This window comes from Catellatospora tritici, assembly GCF_019083965.1.
Classification (GTDB): Bacteria; Actinomycetota; Actinomycetes; order Mycobacteriales; family Micromonosporaceae; genus Catellatospora; species Catellatospora tritici.
This window is the reverse complement of record NZ_JAHRCY010000007.1, coordinates 217,286-240,739: the sequence shown is the minus strand read 5'-3', so window position 1 is coordinate 240,739 and position 23,454 is coordinate 217,286. Positions and strand designations below refer to the sequence as shown.

General features: G+C 71.6%; 21 protein-coding genes. 9 read left to right on the top strand and 12 right to left on the bottom strand.

Annotated elements, in window-relative coordinates; all coding sequences use genetic code 11:
* Window positions 1–33 precede the first annotated feature (33 nt).
* Both KUA19_RS18160 and soxR read right to left on the bottom strand, forming a co-directional pair.
* Window positions 34–714, bottom strand: coding sequence for a transglycosylase domain-containing protein (locus KUA19_RS18160; protein WP_217397184.1), 681 nt, complete (start codon window positions 712–714; stop codon window positions 34–36).
* A 76-nt stretch (window positions 715–790) separates the two neighbouring features.
* A complete protein-coding gene (soxR, locus tag KUA19_RS18155) occupies window positions 791–1,216 on the bottom strand; it encodes a redox-sensitive transcriptional activator SoxR (protein WP_217397365.1) in 426 nt (141 codons plus the stop codon).
* Window positions 1,217–1,279: 63 nt separating this feature from the next.
* Here soxR and KUA19_RS18150 point away from each other — a divergent pair, with 63 nt between their 5' ends.
* Window positions 1,280–1,975, top strand: a complete 696-nt coding sequence (locus KUA19_RS18150) for a thiamine pyrophosphate-binding protein (protein ID WP_217397183.1) — start codon at window positions 1,280–1,282, stop codon at window positions 1,973–1,975.
* Between the two features lies 1 nt (window position 1,976).
* Window positions 1,977–2,849: a transketolase family protein gene (locus KUA19_RS18145; RefSeq protein ID WP_217397182.1), complete on the top strand. Its 873-nt coding sequence runs from the start codon at window positions 1,977–1,979 to the stop codon at window positions 2,847–2,849.
* Window positions 2,850–2,977: 128 nt separating this feature from the next.
* On the opposite strand, the gene purM is transcribed toward KUA19_RS18145, so the two are convergent.
* From purM to KUA19_RS18130, 3 genes are all read right to left on the bottom strand, one after another.
* On the bottom strand, window positions 2,978–4,123 hold the full coding sequence (purM, locus tag KUA19_RS18140) for a phosphoribosylformylglycinamidine cyclo-ligase (protein WP_217397181.1): 1,146 nt from the start codon (window positions 4,121–4,123) through the stop codon (window positions 2,978–2,980).
* An 87-nt stretch (window positions 4,124–4,210) separates the two neighbouring features.
* Window positions 4,211–5,746 carry an amidophosphoribosyltransferase gene (gene purF / locus KUA19_RS18135; protein WP_217397180.1) on the bottom strand — a complete coding sequence of 512 codons (1,536 nt, stop codon included), beginning with the start codon at window positions 5,744–5,746 and terminating at the stop codon, window positions 4,211–4,213.
* Window positions 5,747–5,953: 207 nt separating this feature from the next.
* Window positions 5,954–6,310, bottom strand: coding sequence for a sterol carrier family protein (locus KUA19_RS18130; protein ID WP_217397179.1), 357 nt, complete (start codon window positions 6,308–6,310; stop codon window positions 5,954–5,956).
* Window positions 6,311–6,567: 257 nt separating this feature from the next.
* On the opposite strand from KUA19_RS18130, the gene KUA19_RS18125 reads away from it, so the two are divergent.
* From KUA19_RS18125 to amcA, 3 genes are all read left to right on the top strand, one after another.
* Window positions 6,568–8,382 carry a carboxypeptidase-like regulatory domain-containing protein gene (locus KUA19_RS18125; RefSeq protein ID WP_217397178.1) on the top strand — a complete coding sequence of 605 codons (1,815 nt, stop codon included), beginning with the start codon at window positions 6,568–6,570 and terminating at the stop codon, window positions 8,380–8,382.
* A gap of 127 nt (window positions 8,383–8,509) precedes the next feature.
* A complete protein-coding gene (gene amcB, locus KUA19_RS18120; protein ID WP_217397364.1) occupies window positions 8,510–9,631 on the top strand; it encodes a cyclophane-forming radical SAM peptide maturase AmcB in 1,122 nt (373 codons plus the stop codon).
* Window positions 9,582–9,776 (top strand): multiple cyclophane-containing RiPP AmcA, encoded by a 195-nt coding sequence (gene amcA, locus KUA19_RS42890; RefSeq protein WP_254549620.1) that lies wholly within the window; start codon window positions 9,582–9,584, stop codon window positions 9,774–9,776. Before amcB ends, amcA begins: the two co-directional genes overlap by 50 nt.
* A gap of 21 nt (window positions 9,777–9,797) precedes the next feature.
* On the opposite strand, the gene KUA19_RS18115 is transcribed toward amcA, so the two are convergent.
* Both KUA19_RS18115 and KUA19_RS18110 read right to left on the bottom strand, forming a co-directional pair.
* The gene (locus KUA19_RS18115) at window positions 9,798–10,034 is read right to left on the bottom strand and encodes a DUF3073 domain-containing protein (RefSeq protein ID WP_217397177.1); all 237 of its coding nucleotides are present in this window, start codon (window positions 10,032–10,034) and stop codon (window positions 9,798–9,800) included.
* A 256-nt stretch (window positions 10,035–10,290) separates the two neighbouring features.
* Window positions 10,291–11,352 carry a Glu/Leu/Phe/Val family dehydrogenase gene (locus KUA19_RS18110; protein WP_217397176.1) on the bottom strand — a complete coding sequence of 354 codons (1,062 nt, stop codon included), beginning with the start codon at window positions 11,350–11,352 and terminating at the stop codon, window positions 10,291–10,293.
* Window positions 11,353–11,474: 122 nt separating this feature from the next.
* Between KUA19_RS18110 and KUA19_RS18105 the strand changes: the two genes are divergently transcribed.
* Window positions 11,475–12,302, top strand: a complete 828-nt coding sequence (locus KUA19_RS18105; RefSeq protein WP_217397175.1) for a DUF8083 family protein — start codon at window positions 11,475–11,477, stop codon at window positions 12,300–12,302.
* Between the two features lie 219 nt (window positions 12,303–12,521).
* Window positions 12,522–12,731, top strand: coding sequence for a BldC family transcriptional regulator (locus tag KUA19_RS18100; RefSeq protein ID WP_020522548.1), 210 nt, complete (start codon window positions 12,522–12,524; stop codon window positions 12,729–12,731).
* Window positions 12,732–13,103: 372 nt separating this feature from the next.
* Here the strand turns inward: KUA19_RS18100 and KUA19_RS18095 are convergent, their stop codons facing one another.
* From KUA19_RS18095 to KUA19_RS18075, 5 genes are all read right to left on the bottom strand, one after another.
* Window positions 13,104–13,787 (bottom strand): ABC transporter ATP-binding protein, encoded by a 684-nt coding sequence (locus KUA19_RS18095; RefSeq protein ID WP_217397174.1) that lies wholly within the window; start codon window positions 13,785–13,787, stop codon window positions 13,104–13,106.
* On the bottom strand, window positions 13,780–14,778 hold the full coding sequence (locus tag KUA19_RS18090) for an ABC transporter ATP-binding protein (protein ID WP_217397173.1): 999 nt from the start codon (window positions 14,776–14,778) through the stop codon (window positions 13,780–13,782). Before KUA19_RS18090 ends, KUA19_RS18095 begins: the two co-directional genes overlap by 8 nt.
* Complete coding sequence (locus KUA19_RS18085; protein WP_217397172.1) at window positions 14,778–17,429, bottom strand: FtsX-like permease family protein; 2,652 nt, start codon at window positions 17,427–17,429, stop codon at window positions 14,778–14,780. Before KUA19_RS18085 ends, KUA19_RS18090 begins: the two co-directional genes overlap by 1 nt.
* An 8-nt stretch (window positions 17,430–17,437) precedes the next feature.
* On the bottom strand, window positions 17,438–20,635 hold the full coding sequence (locus KUA19_RS18080; protein WP_217397171.1) for an FtsX-like permease family protein: 3,198 nt from the start codon (window positions 20,633–20,635) through the stop codon (window positions 17,438–17,440).
* A 104-nt stretch (window positions 20,636–20,739) separates the two neighbouring features.
* Window positions 20,740–21,342, bottom strand: coding sequence for a TetR family transcriptional regulator (locus KUA19_RS18075; protein ID WP_217397170.1), 603 nt, complete (start codon window positions 21,340–21,342; stop codon window positions 20,740–20,742).
* Between the two features lie 130 nt (window positions 21,343–21,472).
* Between KUA19_RS18075 and KUA19_RS18070 the strand changes: the two genes are divergently transcribed.
* The gene (locus tag KUA19_RS18070) at window positions 21,473–22,030 is read left to right on the top strand and encodes a hypothetical protein (RefSeq protein ID WP_217397169.1); all 558 of its coding nucleotides are present in this window, start codon (window positions 21,473–21,475) and stop codon (window positions 22,028–22,030) included.
* Window positions 22,027–23,352 (top strand): PrsW family intramembrane metalloprotease, encoded by a 1,326-nt coding sequence (locus KUA19_RS18065; protein ID WP_217397168.1) that lies wholly within the window; start codon window positions 22,027–22,029, stop codon window positions 23,350–23,352. Before KUA19_RS18070 ends, KUA19_RS18065 begins: the two co-directional genes overlap by 4 nt.
* Window positions 23,353–23,454 lie beyond the last annotated feature (102 nt).

Below are 23,454 nucleotides of genomic sequence, written 5' to 3'. Positions count from 1 at the left end.
CACACAACCCAGGAGGTGTGGCCCGGTTCCAGTTCAGCTCGGCTGGCCGGTCGTGGTCGCGGTCAGCACGCCGAGCTGCTTCACCTCGGCTTCGGTCAGCCAGCCGTGTGCGAGCATCGCCAGCACGATCTCGGGCTTGCGGGCGGCCGCCTCCTGCTCGCTGTGCGGGGCCGCGCCGAACGGGGCCAGCCTGCCCGCCAGCAGCACCGCCTCGGCGGTGGTCAGGCTGGGCGCCTCGTGCCCCGCGAAGGACTTGGCCGCCGCCGCCAGGCCGACGACGCCGGGCGCGAACTCGGCCGAGTTCAGGTAGCAGCCCAGCACTTCCTCCAGGGTGTACCGGTCCTCGAGCTTGCTGGCCAGCACGCGCCCGCGCCAACTGCCGTCGCTGTCGATCACGGCATCGTGGGTGATCGCCGCGACACAGCCGAGCGTGATCGGTGAGGCGTGCAGCGCCGAGCGCCGCTCGTAGAACTCGGGATCCACCGCGGCGACGAACGCCTCGCGCACCTGCGGCGCCAGCTGCCCCAGGGCCACCTGCGCATACCCCGGCCGGAAGTCCTCCAGGTGCGGGGCGGGCACGGAGTCGTAGTAGAAGCTGGCCGCGACGGCACCCGCGCCGGTGAGCGCCAGCACGACGAGCAGGCCGCTCGCGATCGCCCTGCGCTTGACGTAGCGCCGGGGCATGGGTGGATGCTCCAGCTCGATATCGGTCACTACGCCACGGTACGGGCAGACGTCACGTCCCGGCCCCAGCAATAAGGGTGGAACCCCGTCGGCCTCGCGACCGGCTTCAGCCCAGGAGTGTGCGGGGTCCGGGGCCCTCGGCGGCGCGGGCGTCACCGGGGTTGTGCAGCTTGCAGCTCTGCAACGACAGGCAGCCGCAGCCGATGCAGCCGTCGAGGGTGTCCCGCAGTCGTTCCAGCAGGGCGATCTTGTCGTCGAGTTCGGCGCGCCAGTGTGCCGACAGGCGGGCCCAGTCGGCCTTGGTCGGGGTGCGGCCCTCGGGCAGGTCGGCCAGGGCGGTGCTGATGCGCTCCAGCGAGACGCCCACCTGCTGGGCGATGCGGATGAAGGAGACCCGACGCAGTTCGCTGCGCTCGTACCGGCGCTGGTTGCCGCCGGTGCGCACGGAGTGGATCAGTCCGCGCTGCTCGTAGAAGCGAAGAGCCGATGGGGCGACGCCGCTGCGGGCGGACAGCTCGCCGATGGTCAGCATCACAGTGGAAGGCACCCCGTACCGCCTTGAGTTCAAGTGAACTTGAACTTGCACTCTACTTGTATGGCTGTGATCGAGGTTGCTCCGCTATCCGATACCTCCCTGCTGCTCAAGCGGCTGACAGGGGACGAGAAGCACGCGCCGAGCGCGTTCTCGACGCTGGACGTGATCTGGGTGCTCTACGACCGGGTGCTGCGGATCGACCCGGAGCGACCGGACGACCCCGACCGCGACCGCTTCCTGCTCTCCAAGGGCCACGGCCCCGCCGCATATTACGCCGTACTGGCTGCCAAGGGGTTCATCCCGCACGAGTGGCTGGACGACCTGGCCGGGCCGGACAGCCCGCTCGGGCACCACCCGGACCGGCTGCGCGTGCCCGGCGTCGAGATCAGCTCGGGTTCACTCGGCCACGGCCTGGGGCTGGGCATCGGCACCGCGCTGGGGCTGCGGGCCCAGGGCCGCCTGGCACCCCGGGTCTACGTCCTGCTCGGCGACGCCGAACTCGACGAGGGCAGCAACCACGAGGCCATCGCGTACGCCGGCGCGACCGGGCTGGACTCGGTCACCGCGATCGTGGTCGACAACGACTCCGCCTCGCTGGGCTGGCCCGGCGGGATCGCCTCCCGGTTCGAGGTGCACGGCTGGTCGGCCGTGACCGTGGCCGGCCGCGACCACGACGCCATTCACGCGGGGCTGCGGGCCGCGCGCCCCGGCCGCCCGCATGTGGTCGTCGCCCGGGTCGAGAAGAAGGGAAGCTGACATGCGCCAGGCGTTCACCGACACCATGGCCGAGCTGCTGACAGACGATCCGCGTACGGCGCTGGTGCTGGCCGACATCTCGGCGGCCGCGTTCGAGCCGATGCTGCGCGCGCACCCCGACCGGGTGCTCAACGTCGGCATCCGCGAGCAGTTGATGATCGGAGTCGCGGGCGGGTTGGCCCTGACCGGGCTGCGGCCGGTCGCGCACAGCTACGCCACCTTCGTCGTCGACCGGGCGTACGAGCAGATCAAACTGGACCTGGCCCACCAGGGCGTCGGGGCGGTGCTGGTCAGCGTCGGCGCCTCGTACGACGGCGCGGAGATGGGCTACACGCATATGTCGCCGATGGACGTGTCATTGATCGACACGCTGCCCGGCTGGACCGTGCGGGTGCCGGGGCACCCGGGCGAGGTCGGACCGCTGCTACGGGACGCGGCCACCACCGACGACCCGGTCTACCTGCGCCTGTCCACCCAGGTCAACGACATCGCGTACGCCGAGGCGGAGTTGCTGCGGCCGGTGCGCCACGGCACCGGTCCACTGGTCGTGGCGGTCGGGCCGATGCTCGCGCCCGTGCTCGCGGCCACCGAAGGGCTGGACGTGACGGTGGCGTACACGCACACCGTCCGCCCGTTCGACGTGATGGGCCTGCGGGCGCTGGCTGCCACCGGCGAGGTGGTGCTGGTCGAGCCGTACCTGGCGGGCACCTCCGCCCACGTCGTCAGCCAGGCACTGGCCGACCGGCCGCACCGGCTGCTCAGCCTCGGCGTCGGCCGCCGCGACCTGCACGCATACGGCACCCCCGCCGACCACGCCCGCTGGCACGGCCTAGACCCCACCTCCCTCCGCACCACCCTCTCCGCCTGGTTGTGAGGTAAGGAAGGGCCCCTTCTTATCGCTTTGCGTGGTAGAAGGGCCCCTTCTTAACTCAGCAGCTCCGGTTTAACGCAACAGCCCCGGTTCGCAGGCGCGAACCGGGGCTGGGAGCTGTCTGGGAGGGACTACCCGCGCGTGTACGACCGGTGCATCTGGACCGCGCCGGAGCCCTCGATGACCTCGCCGACCTGCCAGCACTCGACGCCGCGGCCCGTGAGCAGCGCCATCGCGCGGTCCGCGTCCTCGGGCGAGACCACGGTGAACATGCCGACGCCCATGTTGAACGTCGACTCCATGTCGTGGCCGTCGATCCGGCCCTTGCGCTGGATCAGGTCGAAGATCGGCTGCGGCGCCCAGGAGGACCGGTCGACTGTGGCGTCCATGTTCTTCGGCAGCACCCGGTTCAGGTTGCCCGGGATGCCGCCGCCGGTGACGTGCGCGAACGCGCGGACGTCACACTCGGCGATCAGGCTCAGGCAGTCCTTGGCGTAGATCTTGGTGGGGGTCAGCAGCTCCTCACCGAGGGTGCGCTGGTCGCCCAGGTCCTCGATGACGCTGTCGAGCTTGAGCCGGGCCTGGCCGAGCAGCACGTGCCGCACCAGCGAGTAACCGTTGGAGTGCAGGCCGGACGAGCGCATTGCGATCACCACGTCGCCGAGCTGGACCCGGTCGGGGCCGAGGATCTGGTCCTCCTCGACGACGCCGACACCGTTGGCGGACAGGTCGTACTCGTCCGGGCGCATCAGGCCGGGGTGCTCGGCGGTCTCGCCGCCAAGCAGGGCGCAACCGGCGTAGCGGCAGCCGTCGGCGATACCGGCGCCGATCTCGGCGATCCGGTCCGGCACCACCTCGCCGCAGGCGATGTAGTCGAGCAGGAACAGCGGCTCCGCACCGCAGGCGACCAGGTCGTCGACGACCATCGCGACCAGGTCGATGCCGACCGTGTCGTGGATGTTCATCTGCTGCGCGATCGCGAGCTTCGTGCCGACGCCGTCGGTCGAGGAGGCGAGCACCGGGTTGCGGTACTTCGAGGTGTCGAGCTTGAACAGGCCGGAGAAGCCGCCGAGCCCGCCCAGCACCTCGGGCCGGTGGGTGCGCTGCACCTTGTCCTTGAGCAACTCGACCGCGCGGTCACCGGCGTCGATCGACACGCCCGCGTCGGCGTACGACGAGCCCGTGCGTCGGCGGTTGCTGCTGCTGGCTGCCGTCCACAGCTGACGGTCCCCGTCGGAGCCCTGCCCGGAGACTGGGCGCTCGGTCACGTGCGTCACGGTCTTCTCTCCCCTTTGTTGCCGCGGCACCGCGCGCGTCGACGCGCGCGGTCCCGTGTCGATCGGCCGGTCCGCCCCGGCCGGGTGTCACTGAGACCGGCTCAGCTGCTCCGTCGACGGCGCCGCCGACTGTGCCTGGGCCTGGTCTCCGCGCTCGTCGGCGCCGACCCGGCGGCCGACCCCTTCCAGCACATGCTTGCCGATCAGGTTGCTCGCGGGCAGCTTGATCGGGTATTCGCCGTCAAAGCAGGCCCGGCACAACCGGTTCTTCGGCTGCTCGGACGCCGCGATGAGGCCGTCAAGCGACACGTAGCCCAGCGAGTCGGCACCGATGGAGCGGCGGATGCCCTCCATGTCCATGCCGTTCGCGAGCAGTTCGGCGCCGGTGGCGAAGTCGATGCCGTAGAAGCACGGCCACTTGACCGGCGGGGAGGAGATGCGTACGTGGACCTCCAGCGCGCCCGCCTCGCGCAGCATGCGCACGATGGCGCGCTGCGTGTTGCCGCGCACGATGGAGTCGTCGACCACGACGAGGCGCTTGCCCCGCACGTTGTCGCGCAGCGGGTTCAGCTTGAGCCGGATGCCCAGCTGCCGGATCGTCTGCGAGGGCTGGATGAAGGTCCGGCCCACGTAGGCGTTCTTCATCAGACCCTGGCCGTATGGGATGCCGGAGGCCTCGGCGTAGCCGATGGCGGCCGGGGTGCCCGACTCGGGCACCGGGATGACCAGGTCAGCCTCGACCGGGTGCTCCGCGGCGAGGCGGCGGCCGATCTCCACCCGGGTCGAGTAGATGTTGCGGCCGGAGATGGTCGCGTCGGGGCGGGCCAGGTAGACGTACTCGAACAGGCAGCCCTTGGGGTCGGGCGCGGCGAAGCGCGAGGAGCGCAGCCCGTACTCGTCGATGGCGATGAGCTCGCCTGGTTCGACCTCGCGGACCACGGAGGCGCCGCAGATGTCCAGCGCCGCCTGCTCGCTCGCGATGACCCAGCCGCGCTCCAGGCGGCCGAGCATCAGCGGGCGTACGCCGTGCGGATCACGGGCCGCGTACAGCGTGTTCTCGTCCATGAAGACGAAGCTGAACGCGCCCTCGACGGTCGGCAGCACCTCCAGCGCGGCGGCCTCGACCGACAGGTCGGGACGGCCCGCCAGCAGCATGGTGACCAGGCCGGTGTCGTTGGTCGAGCCCCGGCTGTCCATGCCGAGCTCGGCGGCGCGGCGGGCCAGGTCGGCGGTGTTCACCAGGTTGCCGTTGTGCGCCAGCGCGATCGTGGTGCCCGCGGTGGTCGACTGCAGCGTCGGCTGGGAGTTCTCCCAGGTCGAGTCGCCGGTGGTCGAGTAGCGGGCGTGCCCGATCGCGATGTGGCCGCGCAGGCTGGCCAGGGTCGGCTCGTCGAAGACCTGGGCCACCAGGCCGACGTCCTTGTAGACCACCACTCCGGAACCGTCGCTGACCGCGATGCCCGCCGCCTCCTGGCCGCGGTGCTGCAGTGCGTACAGGCCGAAGTAGGTGAGCTTGGCAACCTCTTCACCAGGGGCCCAGACACCGAAGACGCCACACGCGTCTTGCGGGCCTGGCCGGTGGGGGTCGAGTTCGTGGCTCAACCGGCCGTCGCCTCGGGGCACCCTGCTGCTCCTTGCGCTTGTCGCTTCATTGGCTGTCACGCCCGGCGGGACTTCGGCCGGCGTTCGATGGAGTGATTCGGCAGTGAGTCAGTCTCTGGGCGGCGTTGGCCGCCGCAGCTCAGTGTACGTGACTCGACAGGGTCGCCGGACCGGCGGCCGGTCCCTGGAAGGCGTGACTGAACAACGGGTGTGGCCTGAGTGGCGCGATCAACAGATAGGGAAAAGAGAGGAGATATCCGAGCGAATGCCACTGGCCCGGATCCGGCCATCCGCTACCGCTGTGTCCCATTCCACTCCTCCGGCAGCGAGTTGGAGAAATGTGATCGGATCGGTCTCCACCAGGTTCGGTGGCGTGCCGCGAGTGTGTCTCGGCCCGTCGACACACTGAATAGCTCCGTATGGAGGAACCCGCACCTCCACCGAACGGCCAGGGGCGGACGTCGCAAGTTGGTCCAGGAGTGCCCTGACCGCATCGCGGAGTGTCAAACGGTCCGGCGCGACCCCGTTGGCCAGGCTCTCTAGGGCCTCGGCTATGGCGGGGAACTTTTCCGACGAGGGGGACATAAACGGACGATACAACGTGACAACGGTTCGCTTTGGGGCGGCCCTGGGTCGCGCAACCCTTCCTTCGCAAGGCATAGTTGCGAGCGGTGTATTCCCGCAGCCCCCCAACCCCCACTGCTGCGGGACATTGAGGAGCCTGGAAGGCGGTGGCCGTGACTACCCAGCGACGGTCCTGGTTGGCGCGCGTCGGAGTGGTAGCGCTGGTGTCGCTTGGCACTCTGGTGGGCGTCGCTGCCCCCGCGAGTGCCGCACCACAGTTGGACAGTGCGAGCCTCAGTGACGGCACGATCGACGTCGGTGCGACTACGACGCTGACCTTCAAGATCAAGAATCCGGACGCCTCCGACGTGACGCTGACCATCGGCATCACCACGAGTGGTGGTGCGGCGACGTGTCAGACCGGTTGTGCCGTCACTAAGACGATCACGGCCGGTGGTGACACCGGCAATATGACCGCGAAGATCAAGGGCTCCCAGGCGGGCAACGTCAACGTCATGATCAAGGTCATGACCGGCGGCGCCGAGACGCAGCTGGGCACCTACCCGCTGACCGTGGAGCAGGGGCAGCCGCAGGCTGAGACCGTGGCGAAGGTGTCGGGCAAGGTCGTTGACATTCTGACGGGCAAGCCGATCGGCGGCGCCATCGTGATCCTGTCGGACGGCAACGGCAAGGACCTGCCGTCCAAGCAGACCAGCACCGCGGGGACGTTCACCTTCACTGGTTCGCAGCAGAGTCCGATCGCGCCGGGTCTGCTCGTTATCGCGGTCCAGAAGGACCCGTACACGACCTTCTCGCAGTCGTACCAGGTCGCGGCGAACGCTTCGAAGACCGACATCCAGATCTCCATGGAGAACCCGGCGGCCATCGCCAGCGCGTCGGCGGCGGCAGCTCTGCCGACGGCGACCGACGCGGCGACGCCGACCGACGCGGCCTCGGAGGGGGCGGGCGGCGAGGAGACCGAGCCGACCACGCCCGCCGACGAGGGTGGCCTCGACGGCATGACCTGGATCATGATCATCATCGGTGGTCTGCTGGTGGCGCTCGGCATCGGTGCGATCGTGCTGCTCGTCATCCGCCGCAACAACGACGATGACGATGATGACGACGACGAGGACGACGAGGACGACGACGAGCCGGTTCGCGGCCGTCCGCGCGGCGGCGCCGGTCAGCCGGTGCGTGCCGGAGCCGGTGCGTACGCCGGTGCCGGTGCGGGCACCTACGGCCGTCCCGCCGACCCGACCATGGTGGCCCGGCCCGGTGCCGACGCGGCCACGATGATGCACCGTCCGGGCGACTACGGCGTCCCGGCCCAGCGCGGCCCGCAGCAGCCGTACGGCCAGCCGGGTCCGCAGCAGGGCCAGCAGCCCCCGTGGGGCCAGCAGCAGCAGGGCGGTTACGGGCAGCAGCAGGGCTACGGCCAGCAGGGCGGCGCGTACGGCAGCCCGGCCGGCGGCGCCTACGGCGGCTCCCCGGTCGCGCCGACCAGCGGCTACGCCGGTGGCTCCCCCGTTGCCCCGACCAGTGGCTACGCCGGTGGCTCCCCCGTTGCCCCGACCAGTGGCTACGCAGGTGGCTCCCCGGTCGCGCCGACCAGTGGCTACGGCGGCCAGCCGGGCTACGGCGACTCCGGTTACGGCCAGCAGGGCTACGGCCAGCAGCAGCCGGGCTACGGGCAGCCGGGCTACGGCCAGCAGCAGCCCGGGTACGGCCAGGGCCAGTACGACGAGCCCACCCACTACGCGGGCCCGACCTCCGGCGCCGGTGGCGGCTACGGCACCCAGCAGCCGGGCTACGGCCAGCAGCAGGGCGGCTACGGGCAGCAGGGCTACGGCCAGCAGGACCCGTACGGCGGCCAGCAGCAGCCGGGCTACGGTCAGCAGCAGGGCTACGGCCAGGACCCGTACGGCAACGGCCAGCAGGGCGGGGGCTACGACCCGTACGGCGGCCAGCAGCAGCCGGGTTACGGTCAGCAGCAGGGCTACGGCCAGGACCCGTACGGCAGCCAGCAGGAGAACGGCTACGACGATCGCCGAGGCCGGGACGGCCGCAGGCTCGACTGGCTCGACGACTGATTCCACGTGTTGAGAAGGCGCCGACCCGTTCGCATTTTGCGACGCGGTCGGCGCCTTCTTTCACGTATGCGATGAAGACAAACTCCAGCACGTTTGCTGCAATGGTCGCGTGGCCCTCGTCAACGGCATGCGAGGCGTCTCGCGGGTTCCGTCATACGTGGTGATGCAGCCCACGACCCTGTGCAACCTGGACTGCGTCTACTGCTACCTGCCACTGCGGTCGGCCGACCGCCGGATGAGCGTGGCCGTGGCCCGCGCGGTGGCCGCCGACGGCAACGCCTGGGCGCAGCGGGGCCGGTTCTCGGTGGTCTGGCATGGCGGCGAGCCCATGGCGGCCGGGCGGGAGCACCTGGCGGCGCTGATGGCGCCGTTCTCGGCCGAGGTGGAGCAGCACATCCAGACCAACGCCACCCTGATCGACGACGCCTGGTGTGAGTTCTTCACCGCGCGGCGGTTGCGGGTGAGCGTGAGCGTCGACGGGCCGCCCGACTGCAACGGCGACCGGGTCGACCGGGCCGGGCGGGCCGCGTACGCCCGCATCGAGCGCGGCATCACCACCCTGCGCCGCCACGGCCTGCCGTTCGCGGCCCTGTGTGTCGTCACCGACCCGCGGCCCGGCCTGGCCGCCCGCCTGTACGACTACTTCCTCGACCTGGGCTGCGACACCCTGGGCATCAACGTGGAGGAGCGGGAGGGCGTCAACGGGCGCGACAACCGGCATGACGCGGCCGCGGTGCGGGCGTTCTGGGCGGAGCTGACCGCCGCGTGGCGTGCCCGTCCCCGGCTGCACCTGCGCGAGCTGGAATGGAGCCTGCGCTATCTGGACGCGGTGCTCACCGGCACCGCGGACGACCTGCTGCCGCGCGAGCTGGACCCGATCCCGACCGTGGGCTGGGACGGCGCCGTGGTGCTGCTGTCGCCGGAGCTGGCCGGGTTCACCGACGCCGGATACGGCGACTTCACCAGCGGAAACGTCCTCACCCGCGGGCTGTCGGAGCTGCTGGCGCAGCCCACGGGAACCCGGTGGGTCGGCGAGTTCGTCCAGGGAGTGGAGGCGTGCCGGGCGAGCTGCCCGTACTTCGGCTTCTGCGGCGGCGGGCACGCGGCCAACCGCTACTTCGAGCACGGGCGATTCGACGGGACACAGACCGAGCACTGCCGCAACAGCAAGATCCACTTACTGGAGGGAGTGCTCGATCATGTCCGATCCACTCGACCTGGTGGTAGCCCAGATCCGCGACGTACGTGACGATCTCGTTCCCCTGTTGGAGGAGGCCCGAGCGGCACGACTGGCGCGTTCCGAAGCACCAGGCGCGGACAGCACCGCTGTCTGCGCCTGGAACCACTTCGAGAACATCCCGACTTTCTTCAACTGGAACAACCGCCCGCGTTAGCGGGCGGCGCGGCCAGGAAGATCAGCGGCGGGGGGTCCAGTCCTTGCCGTCGTCATCGTCGTCATCATCATCGACGGCGTAGGCATCGTACGGGTCGTACGGATCCGGCTCGTCGTGATCTTCGGCTTTGCCGCTGTCGCTGGTGAGATCGCTTCCCGCGAGCTCACGCTGCAAGGCGGCGAGGTCGGTGTTCGGGGAGTGGTACTTCAACTCCCGGGCCACCTTAGTCTGCTTGGCCTTAGCTCGGCCGCGCCCCATGGCCGACCCCCTCGCACATGAATGACGGGGCTACCCGAAGGCGGGCCCCGATGACGTCAGACATCTCTCGTGGCTCATACGGTACATGGGAGGAGGCCACTTCGGCATCTCGGGTTGCCGGGTGTCTGGCAGCCCACGGGAACCTGTCCGTTTTATGACTTGTAAGGAGTATATCGCTCCCGGTTCATAACGGATCAGTATGACGGCGCGGCCCCGGGGATCGCCCGGAGCCGCGCCGCTGACCTGCTGAACCAGGCTAGACCCGGATGGTGCGCAGTCGGCCCACGTCGGCCATGCGCTGCTCGGCGAGCCGGTCCGCCGCGGTGGCCGGGGAGATCCCCTCGCTGTCGGCGAGCTCCAGCAGCCGCTTGGTGGTGTCGAAGATCTTCGTGGCGCGCAGCTTGGCCCGATCGAAGTTGAAGCCGTCGATCTCGTCGGCGACCTGGATCACACCGCCGGCGTTCACCAGGTAGTCGGGCGCGTAGAGGATGCCGCGGTCCATCAGCAGCTTCTCCACGCCGGGGTGGGCCAGCTGGTTGTTGGCGGCACCGGCGACGATCTGGGCACGCAGCGCGGGGACGGTGTCGTCGTCCAGGGCGCCGCCCAGCGCGCAGGGCGCGTACACGTCGATGTCGCTGGTGATCAGTGCGGTCGCGTCCGCGACCAGGTTCACCTGCGGGTGGGCCTCCTTCGCCCAGGCGAGCGCCTTGGGGCTGACATCGGTGGCCACGACCTCGGCGCCGTCCTCGAGCAGGTGCGCGGTGAGGTACTTGCCGACCTTGCCCAGGCCCGCGATGCCGACCCGGCGGCCGCGCAGCGAGGTGCTGCCCCAGCGGTGCTCGGCCGCGGCGCGCATGCCCTGGAAGACGCCCCAGGCGGTCAGGATGGAGGAGTCGCCGGCGCCGCCGTATTCGACGCTGCGGCCGGTGACGAAGTTGGTCTCGCGCGCCACCAGGTCCATGTCCTGCACGTAGGTGCCGACGTCACAGGCGGTGTAGTAGCGCCCGCCCAGCGACTGCACGAAGCGGCCGTACGCCCGCAGCAGGGCCTCGGACTTGAGCTGGTCGGGGTCGCCCCAGATGACGGCCTTGCCGCCGCCGAGGTCGAGCCCCGCGAGGGCGTTCTTGTACGCCATGCCACGGGACAGCTCCAGCACGTCGTGCAGAGCCTGCTCCTCCGAGGCGTACGGGTAGAAGCGCGTGCCGCCCAGGGCGGGCCCGAGCGCGGTCGAGTAGATGCCGATGATGGCCTTCAGACCGCTGGCGCGGTCCTGGCAGAACACAACCTGTTCGTGACTGCCGTCGGTGAATACACCCACTGCTGGCTCCAAGGAGACGTCGCTGGCCCTTGTGAGGCCATGGCCGCCGGTCTTTCCGGAGGCTGGGAGACGCCCCGGTAGTGACGCTCCCGCTGACAGCCTAATCGTGGGAGGATCGCGAGGTGCCGTCACAGTTCGCCGCGTACCTGAGGGTGTACGAACCGCTCACCGCGTTCGGCCCCGAACGGGAGCGGTTCTGGCGTCGCTACGTCGACGAGGGACGGGCCGTGGGCGTGGCCGACGGTCCTGGCCGCCAGCGTGCCACGGTGCTCGAGGCGCTCGGCGCGGGCTGGTCGCGCCTGCCCGATCTGCCCGACGAGGCGTACGTGATGTCGGCCCTCACCGGCCAGGCCGATGTGCCGCTGGTGTGCCCGTGGAACCTGCGGGTGCGGGTGGCCGAGGCGGCGCTGCAGGCCCGCGACGGGGTGCCGCAGGTGCTCGCCGACGCGTTCGTGCCCCCGGCGCTGGTCGGCCTGGCGCAGACCGTGGTGGAGCAGGTGCGGGCCGAGGACCGGATGCACGAGCAGGTGGCCACCTGGGGCGTGCCGCTGCGCTGGTTCGTGCTGGTCTCGCCGGCTGAGCGGGACCTGGTGCTGGAGCCGACCCGGCGGGTGCTGCGCTACCGCACCGAGATAGGAAAGGCCCGCCAGCGGGCGCACAAGGGCCTGCGGGTGCTCCGCAAGACACTGGGCGACGTGCCCATCACCGAGTCGCTGCGCGAGACCGCGCGCTGGCTCGAGTCGTTCCACCCCGGCTCGGTGGTGGAGCTGGACTACGGCGGCCTGACCGCCCTGCTGTCCGAGGACGCGCTGCGCGACGACGACTCGGTCGAGCTGGTCTCGACGGGGCTGGCGGGGCTGGAGCGAGAGGACGGCGACGCGGCGACGGCGGCGTACGAGCAGCTCGTGCAGCGGTGGCGGGCGATCCAACTGCTCGAACGCAGCAACTGACGCTACGCAGCGGTAGCACTACTTCACGTGACATGAAGCTATGAAATTCCTGGCTTCATGCTCTTAATGCGGACATGTCGTTCTTTCATCATCCGTCTATCCACGGACCTTCACCCGTTCGGCCCATGTCGGACATCGGGGACTAGCCGGACTATGGGTAGCGCGTTGGCCGGCGGGACCCCGGCCTACGTCTATAGGTACTTGTGGAGGAGTGACCGCATGGCGTCGCGTACGCACGAACCAGAGCCCCTGCTCACCCCGGCAGAGGTTGCGTCGATGTTCCGCGTCGACCCGAAGACCGTGACCCGGTGGGCCAAGGCGGGAAAGCTCAGCGCCATCCGGACGCTGGGTGGCCACCGCCGCTACCGTGAGTCGGAGGTGCGTGCTCTGCTCCAGGGCCAGATCCCGCACCAGCGACAGGGCGACTGACACAACTGAACAGCAAGGACCCCTTGACCGAGGCGCCCTCCACACCGTCCCCCAACGGTGCGGAGGGCGCCTCGGTGCTGTTGGCGCCCGCCTTCGCGGGCGCGGCGATCGGCTGTGCTGTTGGCGCCCGCCTTCGCGGGCGCGGCGATCGGCTGTGCTGTTGGCGCCCGCCGCCGCGGGCGCGGCGATCGGCTGTGCTGTTGGCGCCCGCCGCCGCGGGCGCGGCGATCGGCTCTGCTGTTGGCGCCCGCCGCCGCGGGCGCGGCGATCGGCCTTTGAGGCCGACCGCATCGGCGCGTCGCTACATCGCTGCGCGATGTCACGCTCCTTTACCGATGCGGTCGGCGGCCGATCGCGGGTCGGTGATCGGGGTTAAACCGTGGCCGGGACCAGGGCGCCGTCGCGGAGGGTGACCACTCGGTCGGCCATGTCCATTAGGGCGGGGTCGTGGGTGGCGACCAGGGCGGTCATGCCGCGGGCATGCACCAGGGCGCGCAGCAGATCCATGATCTGGCGGCCGGTCTCCGAGTCGAGCTGACCGGTCGGCTCGTCGGCGATGAGCAGCTGCGGGTCGTTGGCCAGGGCGCGGGCGACGGCGACGCGCTGCTGCTGGCCGCCGGACAGCTCGTACGGCCGCTGGTTGGCGTGCGCGCCCACCCCGACCAGTTCCAGCAGCACCGCCACGCGCTGCTCCCGCTCGGCCGCGGGCACCTTGGCCAGCCGCAGCGGCACGCCCACGTTCTCGGCCGCCGACAGGATCGGCACCAGCCCGAACGACTGGAACACGAACCCGATGACGGTGCGCCGCAGCGCCACCAGCTTGTGCTCGCTCGCCGAGGTCAGCTCCTGCCCGGCCACGAACACCTTGCCGGAGGTCGGCCGGTCCAGCCCGCCGACGATGTTGAGCAGCGTGGTCTTGCCCGCGCCCGACCGCCCGCGTACGGCCACCAGCTCGCCCTGCTCGGCCGTGAACGACACGTCGCGCACCGCGTGCACCACCCGGTCGCCCTTGCCGAAGTCGCGGCACACCGACTCCACCCGTACCAGCTCAGCCACGGCGCACCTCCACGTGCTCGGTCTCCAAGTTCAGCTTCACCCGGTCCTTGAGCTGCAGCGCCTCCACGAAGGCGCCCGGCAGCTGCATCCGGCCGGCCCGGTCGAGCACCGCGTACTCCTCGGTCACCAGCTCGGTCTCGCCGTCCTCGGTCTGGCGGGAGGTGCGGCGCACCTCCGAGGCCAGCCGGCCGTCGCGGATCGCGACGGTACGGCGCACCTGAGTGGACACGTTGTGGTCGTGGGTCACCACGACCACGGTCACGCCCAGCTCGGCGTTGATGGTCTGCAGCGCCCCGAACACGTCGGCCGCGGTCGACTCGTCCAGCTCGCCGGTCGGCTCGTCGGCGAACAGCACCTCGGGGTCGTTGGCCACCGCCAGCGCCACCGCGACCCGCTGCTGCTCGCCGCCGGACATCTGCCCCGGCCGCCGCTGCGCGCAGTAGCCGACGCCGACCATGTCCAGCAGCTCCATCGCCCGCCGTTTGGCCGCCCGGCCCGACCGGGTCCCGGCCAGCTGCATCGGGGTCACCACGTTCTCCTGTGCGGTCAGGTACGGCAGCAGGTTGCGACCGGTCTGCTGCCACACGAAGCCGACCATGCGCCGCCGGTACGACAGCCGCTTGCGCGCCGACATGGTGAGCAGGTCGTACTCGCCGACCCGGGCGATGCCCGCGGTGGGCACGTCCAGGCCGGACAGGATGTTCAGCAGCGTCGACTTGCCCGAGCCGGAGGCGCCGACGATGGCCAGCAGCTCGCCCCGGTCGACGACCAGGTCCAGCCCCTGCAGCGCGACGACCTCGACGCCTTCGGTCTTGTAGATGCGGACCAGCCCGTCGCAGACCAGGTGGCCGCGCAGCCGGTCGGCCCCGCCCGCCCGGTCGGCGGCCCGCTGCGCGGCCCGCGCCTGCAGGGTGGCCAGGTCGGGCACGGCGTCGTCACGTCCGGGAGCCCCAGCCGCGCTGGCGAGCCCCGTTCCGAGGTCAGTAGTCATCAGCTCTCTCCCGCGTCGAAGGAACCCAGCCGCAGCACCTCGCCGAGGCGCAGCCGCCGGTTGAACAGGGTCTCCACCAGCAGTGCCGTCAGCAGCCCGGCCAGCACCATGCCGACCGCCCCGGCGACCACCACCGGGTCGAGCCGCACCCCGACATCGAACCCGGCCGTGTAGGTCGTCAGCCCCAGCGCCGGGCCCAGCAGCTGCGGCAACGCCACGCCGACCGCCGCACCGGTGAGCACCGCCACCGTCACCAGCGGCGCCAGCTCGACCAGCAGCAGGCGGCGGCCCTGGCCGCGGCTCAGGCCCATGGTGCGCAGGCGCGACAGCACCTCCCCGCGGGCACGCGCCCCGGCCAGCACCGCGAACGCCACGGCCAGCAGCGCCAGCGACAGTCCGCCGAGCGCGCCCACGCCGTAGGCGAAGGTCAGCACGCCGTTGACGCCGGTCCGCTCCAGCCCGGCGCGGTAGTCGGTCCAGGTGGTGATCCGGGTGGTCAGGTCGGGGCCGCCGACCGGGGTGCCGATCGAGGTCACCCAGCGCTGCTGGCCGTCGTTGCCGACCTTCACGATCGTCGCCTGGTCGGCCTGGCCCGCGAGCAGGAAGGCGTTCGGGCTGATCGGCTTGTCGGCGCGTACGTCGAGGGCCTGCCAGGGGATGACGATGAAGCTGGAGCTGTCGGGCAGACCGGGGAAGCTGTCGACGACCCCGCCGACGCCGAAGTCGTACACCCGCCCCTGCAGATCGGCCGCGGCGGTGGTCTGGCCCTTGAACTGCTCGTACACCGCGGGCGACAGCAGGGCGGGCGCGGGCCGGCCCGGTCGGGCGTCGACGAACCCGGGTGGCAGCTCCAGGTCGCGACCGGAGTCGCGGATCACCTGGGCCAGCCGGGGCGCGTCAACGACGACCAGGTAGAAGACGCCGAGTCGCGCGGCACCGATCTCCTTGGAGGCGGTGACCGGGGTCGGCGGCTGCGCCAGCATCGGCGCGACCGACCGTACGCCCGGGACGGCCGCCAACGCGTCGGTGGTGTCGGGGGCGAAGAAGAAGCCGCTCACGCTCATGTCGCCGGGCACGGCCTGGTCCGCGGCGCGATCGCGGCCCGCGTCGACCGTGCCGGACACGCCGAGGCTGAACACCGTGGTGCAGATCGCCACCACCAGCACCGCGACCGGGCCGACGGCGGCGGGCGCGGTCCGGCCGGACCGGGCAAAGCCGAGGAAGCCGACGGCGCCCCGGGCCCGCGAGGCCAGTCGGCTGACCAGGCCCAGCGGCGCCGGGATGGCCCGCAGCGTGAGCACCGCCGCGCCCGCTGCCAGCAGCACCGGCACGGCGGCCAGGTAGACGTCGACGCCGTCGGCGGCGTTGAGGCCCCGGCGGCGCACCAGCCACACGCCCAGCGCGCCGAGCACCAGCAGACTCAGCTCCGCGGTGCGGCGCTTGGCGCCCACCTTGGACCCGGCCAGATCCTCCCGCTCGCCGGAGAACGACAGCCGTCGCAGCGTGAGCATCGCGATCACCGGTGTCGCAAGCGCCGCCACCAGCGCGAACAGCACCAGCACGAGGAGGGTGTCGGCGGGTCGGCCCGGCATCGCCCGACCGACCAGCCAGCCCACGATCGCGGCGGGCAGCACCACCGGCAGCACCTCGGCGAGCGTACGGGCGCCGATGGTCAGCATCGAACCGCCTCGCGCCCGCAGCAGCGTGAACTCGGACCGCCGCCGGGACACCGCGAGCCGCGCCGCCAGCAGCACCAGCCCGGCCAGCGTCGCCAGCGTGCCGGCCTGCACCACGGCCAGCAGCGCCTGCCCGGCACGGGCGGCGTCGGCGAAGCGCGACAGCGCGGTGTCCAGGCCGCCTTCCATCTGTGCCTCGATGCCCTGCGAGCGCGCCGCGTACACGGCCGACACCATGCTGGGCAACGCGGCCATGTCCAGGTGCTCCGGACCGACCCGGTAGCGCAGGTCGAACAGGGTGGGGATGCCGGCGTAGTGGGCGCGGTCGACTCCGGCCGTGTCGGTGAACATGATCGCCTTGAAGGACTCGCCGTCATCGTGCGGCTGGTACGGCTTCAGCGCCAGCGCGGCGGTGTCCCAGAAGCCCGCCGCCGGGTTCACCGGCTCGACGATGCCGACGACCTGGACGCCGCCCGCCTCCGCGAAGCTGTAGCGGCTGCCCACCTGGTAGTGCAGCGTCGCAGCCTCGGCCGTGGTGATCACGATTTCGATCGGGAACCCCGGCTCGTCCAGTGTCGCGGGCCATCGTCCGTCGACCAGGCGGGTCTCCTGCTGCAGGCCGCTGGCGGCGCGCAGGCTGAACTGGGCCTTGGAGGGCAGCCCGGTCTTGGCGGCCCAGGACTCGTCCAGGTCCGTGTATACCGTCCACCAGGACTCGCTGATCCGGTTGCGCAGGTCCGGGTACAGCACGTCCCGCTGCGACTGGAGCCGGTTCGGCATGGTGCGGGTGGACCGGTTGACCGGGTAGCCGCCGCGGTAGTTGAGGTCCTTCACCAGGTACGGCAGGGACGCGACGCGGTCGCGCAGCGCCTCGTCGGTGAGCCCGTTGGCGATGCGTGGGGTGCCGATGACCAGCACTCCGGCGACCGCCGTGAGCAGCCCGAGCAGAACGAGCTGCCCGAGCGAAGCCCGCATCCGCCTTCTCATCGGTCAGCTCCGATCCGCAGCTGGGCGGCGGCCAGCCGCTGCCGCATCGTGGTGGCGATCAGTCCGGCCATCGCCATCGACAGCACCAGCAGCAGCGCGCTGGTGCCGAGCACCGGCGCCCAGTCGAGACTGAGCAGCGGTGCGGGCACCGGCCGGGCGGCGCTGGGAGTGAGGATGACCAGCGGCGCCATCGTCGCCGCCACGCCGATGCCGACGACCAGGCCGACCGTCACGCCCAGCCCGGCCAGGAACGCCTGCTCGACGATGAGCGCGCCGGCCAGCAGGCGCGGGGTGGCGCCGAGGGTGTGCAGGACGGCCAGTTCGCCGATACGGCGGCGGGCGGTGGCGCGGACGTCGACGGCGACGCCGACCAGCGCCAGCGCGATCGCGCCGAGGGCCGCGATGAACAGGGCCAGGCGCGCGCCGACGCCGTACGGGTCGTGTCCGGCCTGGTCGGCCAGGGCCGTCCGGTCGGTGACGCGCAGATTGGTCAGTTGCCCGGCGGCTGCCGCGGCCGCGGCGTGCTGCGCCGGATCGGTGGTCAGCCACCACTCCTGCGTGCCCTGCGTGCCGCCGAACCAGTCGAAGTAGGCGGCGCTCAGCGACGGCAGGTCGAGCAGCACCGCGGAGGTGTCGGCGACGCCGGGCAGCGTCGGGACGGAGCCGACGAACTTCACCCGCACCGGCACGCCGTGGAACCGGACCGTCGTGGTGCCGCCGACCTGCTCGTGCATCGCGTCCAGTGCGGCGGTGGTGGCCAGTGCCGGCACCGTGCCGCCGGGCAGGGTCCGGGCGACCGTGGTGTGTATCGGCGGCGGATAGCCCCCGCCCTGGTCCTCGGTCCGGGGGTAACTCACGGTCAGCTCGTCCGCGGTCACCGCGTCGGCGGGCAGCTGATGGGCGCCGTTCGGCGGGTTCTGGTACTGCCAGGGGGCGCTGTCGACGCGCAGCGACAGCGGCGTGGCCGTGCCGTTCGCGTCGACGGTGGCCAGGCCCTTGACGCTCCAGTCGACGTTCACGTCGTACCCGGAGAAGCCGTCGATCATGAAGCCCGCGAGCCGCACCGCCCCTTCGGGCACCGCCACCTCGAACGGCGTCGGGGTCCCGTTGAGGGACAGGTTGCTCAGCGCGACCCGGTACGTCTGGCCGTAGGCGCCGTACAGCACGACGTCGGTGCTGCCGGCGCCCTGTGTCAGCGGCGGCAGCGGCGCACTGAGCCGCAGCGTGCCCCGCAGCTTCGCGGTGCCCGCGGGCAGCTCGACCGCGGCCGAGGTCAGGCGTGCGGCGGCCAGCCGGCGCAGCAACGCGGGCATGTCGCCGAGGTCGTTTCGCAGGTGGATCACGTCGGTCGCGGCGGCGGCGTCGATCGCGATCAGGGTCGACGGGGTCGACTTCTCGCCGAGCGGGATCGAGGTGCGCCAGACGGGCAGGGCGGTGCGGACGCCGGGCAGGCCATTGAGCGCGGCGGTGCGTCCGGCCGGGTCGAACCCGGACGACTCGGTGAGCCGCAGATCGGCGCCCGCGACCTGGTCGGCCTGGTCATGGTTGGAACGCTCACTGGTGGCGGCCAGGGTCCAGGCCAGGGTGCTGACCGCGACGGCCAGCGCCAGCAGCAGCACCGGACCGGCGTGCGGGCGGCGCCCGGCCTGCCACATGCCCAGCTGGGTGGCGAACCACGGCCGCCGGTCGAGCAGCCGCTCGATGAGGCGGGTCAGCGGGGGCAGCAGCCGCAGCGCGAGCACGGCGCCCGCGAGCACACCGATGGGGGCGGCCGAGGCGAGCAGCGGATCGATGCCGAGCTTGCCGCCGAGGCCGGCCAGCGGGGAGTCGTACTGCCGCAGCTGGAACCAGGCCAAGATGGCGAAGCCGATGAGTGCCAGGTCGGCCCCGGCCCGCTGGACCGCGGCACCCCGGCTGGGGCGCGAGCGGGCGGCCAGGTCCGCGACGTAGGTGCCCCCGGCCTTGAGCGTGGGCAGCATCATCGCCAGCACGCAGCCTGCTCCGGCGGCCAGCGCGACGAGCCATACGCTCGCCGTCAGTGATCCGTCCGGATGCAGGTTCACCTCGCGGAACACGTTCAGGCCCTCGGTCTGGCCGAGCAGCAGCCCGGCCAGCGGCGGAGCCACCACCACGGCGGGCAGCGCGACCAGCACCGCCTCCCGCGCGGCGAGTCCGGCGAGCTGGCCGCGGGCGGCGCCGCGGGCGCGCAGCAGTGCGGTCTCGGGTCGCCGCTGCTCGGTGAGCAGGGCGGCCAGCAGCATCAGCGCGTATCCGCCGAGCACGACGGTCAACAGCATCGGGGTGAGCAGCGCGGAACGGCCGACGAGGTCGGCGGCCTTGAGCCGCTCGACCAGCCGGTCCAGGTTCGTGGTGGTCTGGCCGGAGCTGCCGAACCCGACTGCCTTGGGCAGCTCGGTCAGGCCGCGCAGCGCGCCGCTGACCCGGACCAGCCCGGCCAGGTCGGACCCGGCCAGGCGCGGTTCGGCGATCCAGCCGGCGCTGCCGTTGGCCGCCCAGCCGCCGCCGAAGAAGTCGGCCCGGTCGAACACCAGCGGGCCGTAGGTCGACCCGCCCAGGATCGAGCCCTCGGCCAGCTCGGGCGTGAGCAGCCAGTATGGGTCGTCGGTGTGCTTGGGGGCGAAGACGCCGGTGACCACCACCTCGGTGACCTTGCCGGAGCGCCGGTCGGTGATCGGCACGCGGGCGCCGGGCTGCACGCCCATGATCCGGGCCGCCGCCTCGCCGAGCACCGCCTGCGCGGGTTCGGACCCGGGCACCGCCCAGGTGCCCGCCCGCAGCTCGGCGTGCTCGGGCAGCGCGTCGAGGAACATGACCTGCGCGAACACCAGGCCGCCGGAGTCGGCCACGGCGTTGCCGGTGGCACCGCTGAACTGCCGCCCACTGGCGTAACCGGCGCCGGTGAGGTCCACCTGCGCCCCGCCGAGTCCACCGGAGAACCACTCGCGGACCTTGGTGTCCGCGGTGGTCCAGGCGTCGGTGCTGTCGGCGGGACCGCGTACCAGGATCGACCGCTCGCTGGGCGGGGCGGCGGCGACCGCCGCCTGTCCGCCCGCCTCGACCACGGCGCTGTTGTAGCTGACCAGGCCCGCTAGCAGCACTGTTGCGATCAGGGCCGCGGCGGCTGCTGCCGCGAGAAGGCTCCTCGCGCTGTTGGCGCGACGCCAGACCAGCATCTCCACTCCCACGTTCGTCGGCTGTTGGCCGCTGTAGAGAGCCAGGACGATGCCGGAAAGGTTCGCGTGGAAACAGTGGTCGTTACTCGAATGTGACAGCACTCTCAGGGCTGATCGGGTAACCCGGCCGTCAACTGGGCGAAAGCGGACCGCCGCGTCCCGGCCAGGTCAGTGCTCAGCCCGGCCGCCCAGGACCACAGCGCGGTGTCCCAGGCCCCCTGCGCGGCCGCGGCGACCAGCAGCGGATACGGGTGCGCCGCGGGCACCCCACACCGTGCCCCCACGAACTGCGCCACCTGCTGCCGCAGCTCCTCGCTGATCAGCAGGTATGTCTGCAGCAGCGTCGGCTGCGCCTCGACCAGCCGCAGCCGGGCCCGGATCTGGGCCAGCTCCGCCGGGCCGGTCAGGTCACCGGCCTCCAGCACGGCGCGCACCGAGGCCAGCGGCGCTTCGTCCGCAGGTCGTGCCAGCAGGGCCGCCCGCAGGTCGCCCAGCCGCCGATGGGCGACGTCGCCGAAGAGCACGTGCTGCTTGGATGAGAAGTACCGGAAGAACGTGCGCACCGAGACCCCGGCCGCCGCGGCGATCTCCTCGACCGTGGTGACGTCGAACCCGCGCCGCGCGAACAGCTCCAGCGCGGCCTCTTCGAGCGCCGCGCGGGTGTGCTCCTTGTGCTGCTCCCGCCGGTTCATCACCCTGCCGGTCATTCACTCATCCTGCGCGGCCCGACCGGGGCCGTCAAAATGCCGAAGCCAACTGCTTGGGCCAATGCCGGGGAAGCCCACGCATTGGTCGATATAGCAGCATTCAAGTTCTATGCCCGGTTAACGTCGGCTCATGGTGGCGCACCGACTGCTGCGGAACCTGGCCGGCGGCACCGCGGTGCTCGCTGCTCTGCTCGTGATCGTCTTCGGCCTGCCCGCGCTCAACCGGGCCGTCCCCAACGACCGCTCGTTGACCGGACAGCAGCGCTACGAGGTCGGCGCGGGGGTCAGCGTGCAGCCGCCGCCCGGCGCCCGCATCGACGCCAGCAAGACCAGGCCCGGTACCGACCGGGCCGCCGTGCTTTTTCTGATCGGGGCGGTCCGGTACGCGATCGTGGTGACCCCGTTCAGCGGCGGCATCGAGGACGCGGCCAGCCGCCTCCGTACGAAGATCAAAGCGACCCAGGGGTACCAGGTGATCGGTGACGAGGACGGCGTACGCACCGACAGCGGCATCGACGGGCTCGCCGGCGGCTACACCGCGCCCGGCCGGTGCGGCCGCTACGCGGTGTTCCTCACCGGCGGCGTCGCCATCGAGGTGACCGTCAGCGGCGCGGAGTTCGAACTCGGCCAGGTGATCGCGGGCATCGACACCAGCATCGACTCCATCGCGTACGGCGGTGGCCGGTGACCGCGGTGGGGCAGACCGGCGGCAGACGCTGGCGATTCTCCGTCCGCCCGACGCCACGCCCGGCGCGGGCGCTCAAGTCGCTGCAGTTGCCCGCGTTCTGGCTGCTGGGACTGATCCTGCTGGCCGGGCTGACGCGACTGGGCGGCATCCTGCGCGCCGACCTGGCCAAGTTCCCGGTGGCGACCACCAGCGCGGTCATCCTGTTCGCCCTGTACGCCGTCCCGTTCTGGCTGTTCATCGCGTCGATGGACTTCCTGGAACGCGAGCCGCCGCTGCTCATGGCCACCGCGTTCGCCTGGGGCGGCGCGGTCGCCACCACGGCGGCCATCCCGGGCAACCAGTCCGTGCACGACCTGCTGGCCAAGCTGATCTCGCCCGCCTTCGCCGCCACCTGGGGCCCGGCCATCGCCGGGCCGACCATCGAGGAGCTGCTCAAAGCGCTCGGCGTGGTCATGATCGTGCTGGTGGCCCGAAAACAGATCAACAGCGTGCTGGACGGAATGGTCTACGGCGCGCTGGTCGGTCTGGGCTTCCAGGTCGTCGAGGACATCGTGTACGCCGTCAACGCCGTCTCCGTCAGCGGCCGGGGCGACGGCGTCGGGCCGGTCATCGCCACCTTCTTCCTGCGCGGCTTCCTGGCCGGGCTGTGGAGCCACACGCTGTTCACGGCGCTGGCGGGCGCGGGCATCGCCTGGTTCCTGGTCCGCACCGACAAGCCCACCTGGTGGCGCGCGGGCGGCCTGGCGGTCGGGCTCGGCCTGGCCTGGCTCACCCACTTCATCTGGAACTCGCCCCTGTTCGCCGACGGCCTCGGCTCCGGCGGGGCGGGGGTGCTGCTCGGCATGCTGGGCAAGGGCCTACCCGCCCTGATCATGGTGCTGGCGCTCGTCTGGGTCGCCCGCCACCGCGAGGCGCACTTCTACGTGGCCCACCTGGCCGCGCTGCACGACCCCGCCATCGCCACCCCCGGGGAGCTGCAGATCATGGGCCACGGTCACCTACGGGCCGACGCCCGCCGCTACGGCAAGGCCCGCTGCGGCCGAGCCGGCGAGCGCGCGGTACGCGGCCTGCAGACCGCCCAGGCCCGGCTCGCCGTGGAACTGAGCCGGGTCAGCCACCTCGACCCCGCCGACGCGCTGCTGATCTACTGCCGCGACGAGGTGCTGGCCCAGCGCCAGCGGCTGGTCGCCCTCGGCCACCCCGAGGCGATCGTGTCCCCGTGCCGCCCGGCGGTGCCACGCATCGTGGTCCTGGGCGCGCTCGGCGCAATCCTCCTGGTCCTGCTCATCTGGCAGGCCATCCGCTCCATGAACGCCGCCTGACGCCGCTCGCCCCCGCCTTTACATAAACGCTGGCCTATCCAGAGGACGGATTTCCGAGAATCGTCTTCTAGATAGGCCAGCGTCAATGGAAAAACCGGGTGC

Excerpts from the sequence above, each read along its gene's own strand:
- soxR (WP_217397365.1), bottom strand. The coding sequence starts at position 1,216 with ATGCTGACCATCGGCGAGCTGTCCGCCCGCAGCGGCGTCGCCCCATCG.
- KUA19_RS18150 (WP_217397183.1), top strand. The coding sequence starts at position 1,280 with ATGGCTGTGATCGAGGTTGCTCCGCTATCCGATACCTCCCTGCTGCTC.
- KUA19_RS18145 (WP_217397182.1), top strand. The coding sequence starts at position 1,977 with ATGCGCCAGGCGTTCACCGACACCATGGCCGAGCTGCTGACAGACGAT.
- KUA19_RS18130 (WP_217397179.1), bottom strand. The coding sequence starts at position 6,310 with ATGTCCCCCTCGTCGGAAAAGTTCCCCGCCATAGCCGAGGCCCTAGAG.
- amcB (WP_217397364.1), top strand. The coding sequence starts at position 8,510 with ATGCGAGGCGTCTCGCGGGTTCCGTCATACGTGGTGATGCAGCCCACG.
- amcA (WP_254549620.1), top strand. The coding sequence starts at position 9,582 with ATGTCCGATCCACTCGACCTGGTGGTAGCCCAGATCCGCGACGTACGT.
- KUA19_RS18115 (WP_217397177.1), bottom strand. The coding sequence starts at position 10,034 with ATGGGGCGCGGCCGAGCTAAGGCCAAGCAGACTAAGGTGGCCCGGGAG.
- KUA19_RS18100 (WP_020522548.1), top strand. The coding sequence starts at position 12,522 with ATGGCGTCGCGTACGCACGAACCAGAGCCCCTGCTCACCCCGGCAGAG.
- KUA19_RS18090 (WP_217397173.1), bottom strand. The coding sequence starts at position 14,778 with ATGACTACTGACCTCGGAACGGGGCTCGCCAGCGCGGCTGGGGCTCCC.
- KUA19_RS18085 (WP_217397172.1), bottom strand. The coding sequence starts at position 17,429 with ATGCGGGCTTCGCTCGGGCAGCTCGTTCTGCTCGGGCTGCTCACGGCG.
- KUA19_RS18080 (WP_217397171.1), bottom strand. The coding sequence starts at position 20,635 with ATGCTGGTCTGGCGTCGCGCCAACAGCGCGAGGAGCCTTCTCGCGGCA.
- KUA19_RS18075 (WP_217397170.1), bottom strand. The coding sequence starts at position 21,342 with ATGACCGGCAGGGTGATGAACCGGCGGGAGCAGCACAAGGAGCACACC.
- KUA19_RS18070 (WP_217397169.1), top strand. The coding sequence starts at position 21,473 with ATGGTGGCGCACCGACTGCTGCGGAACCTGGCCGGCGGCACCGCGGTG.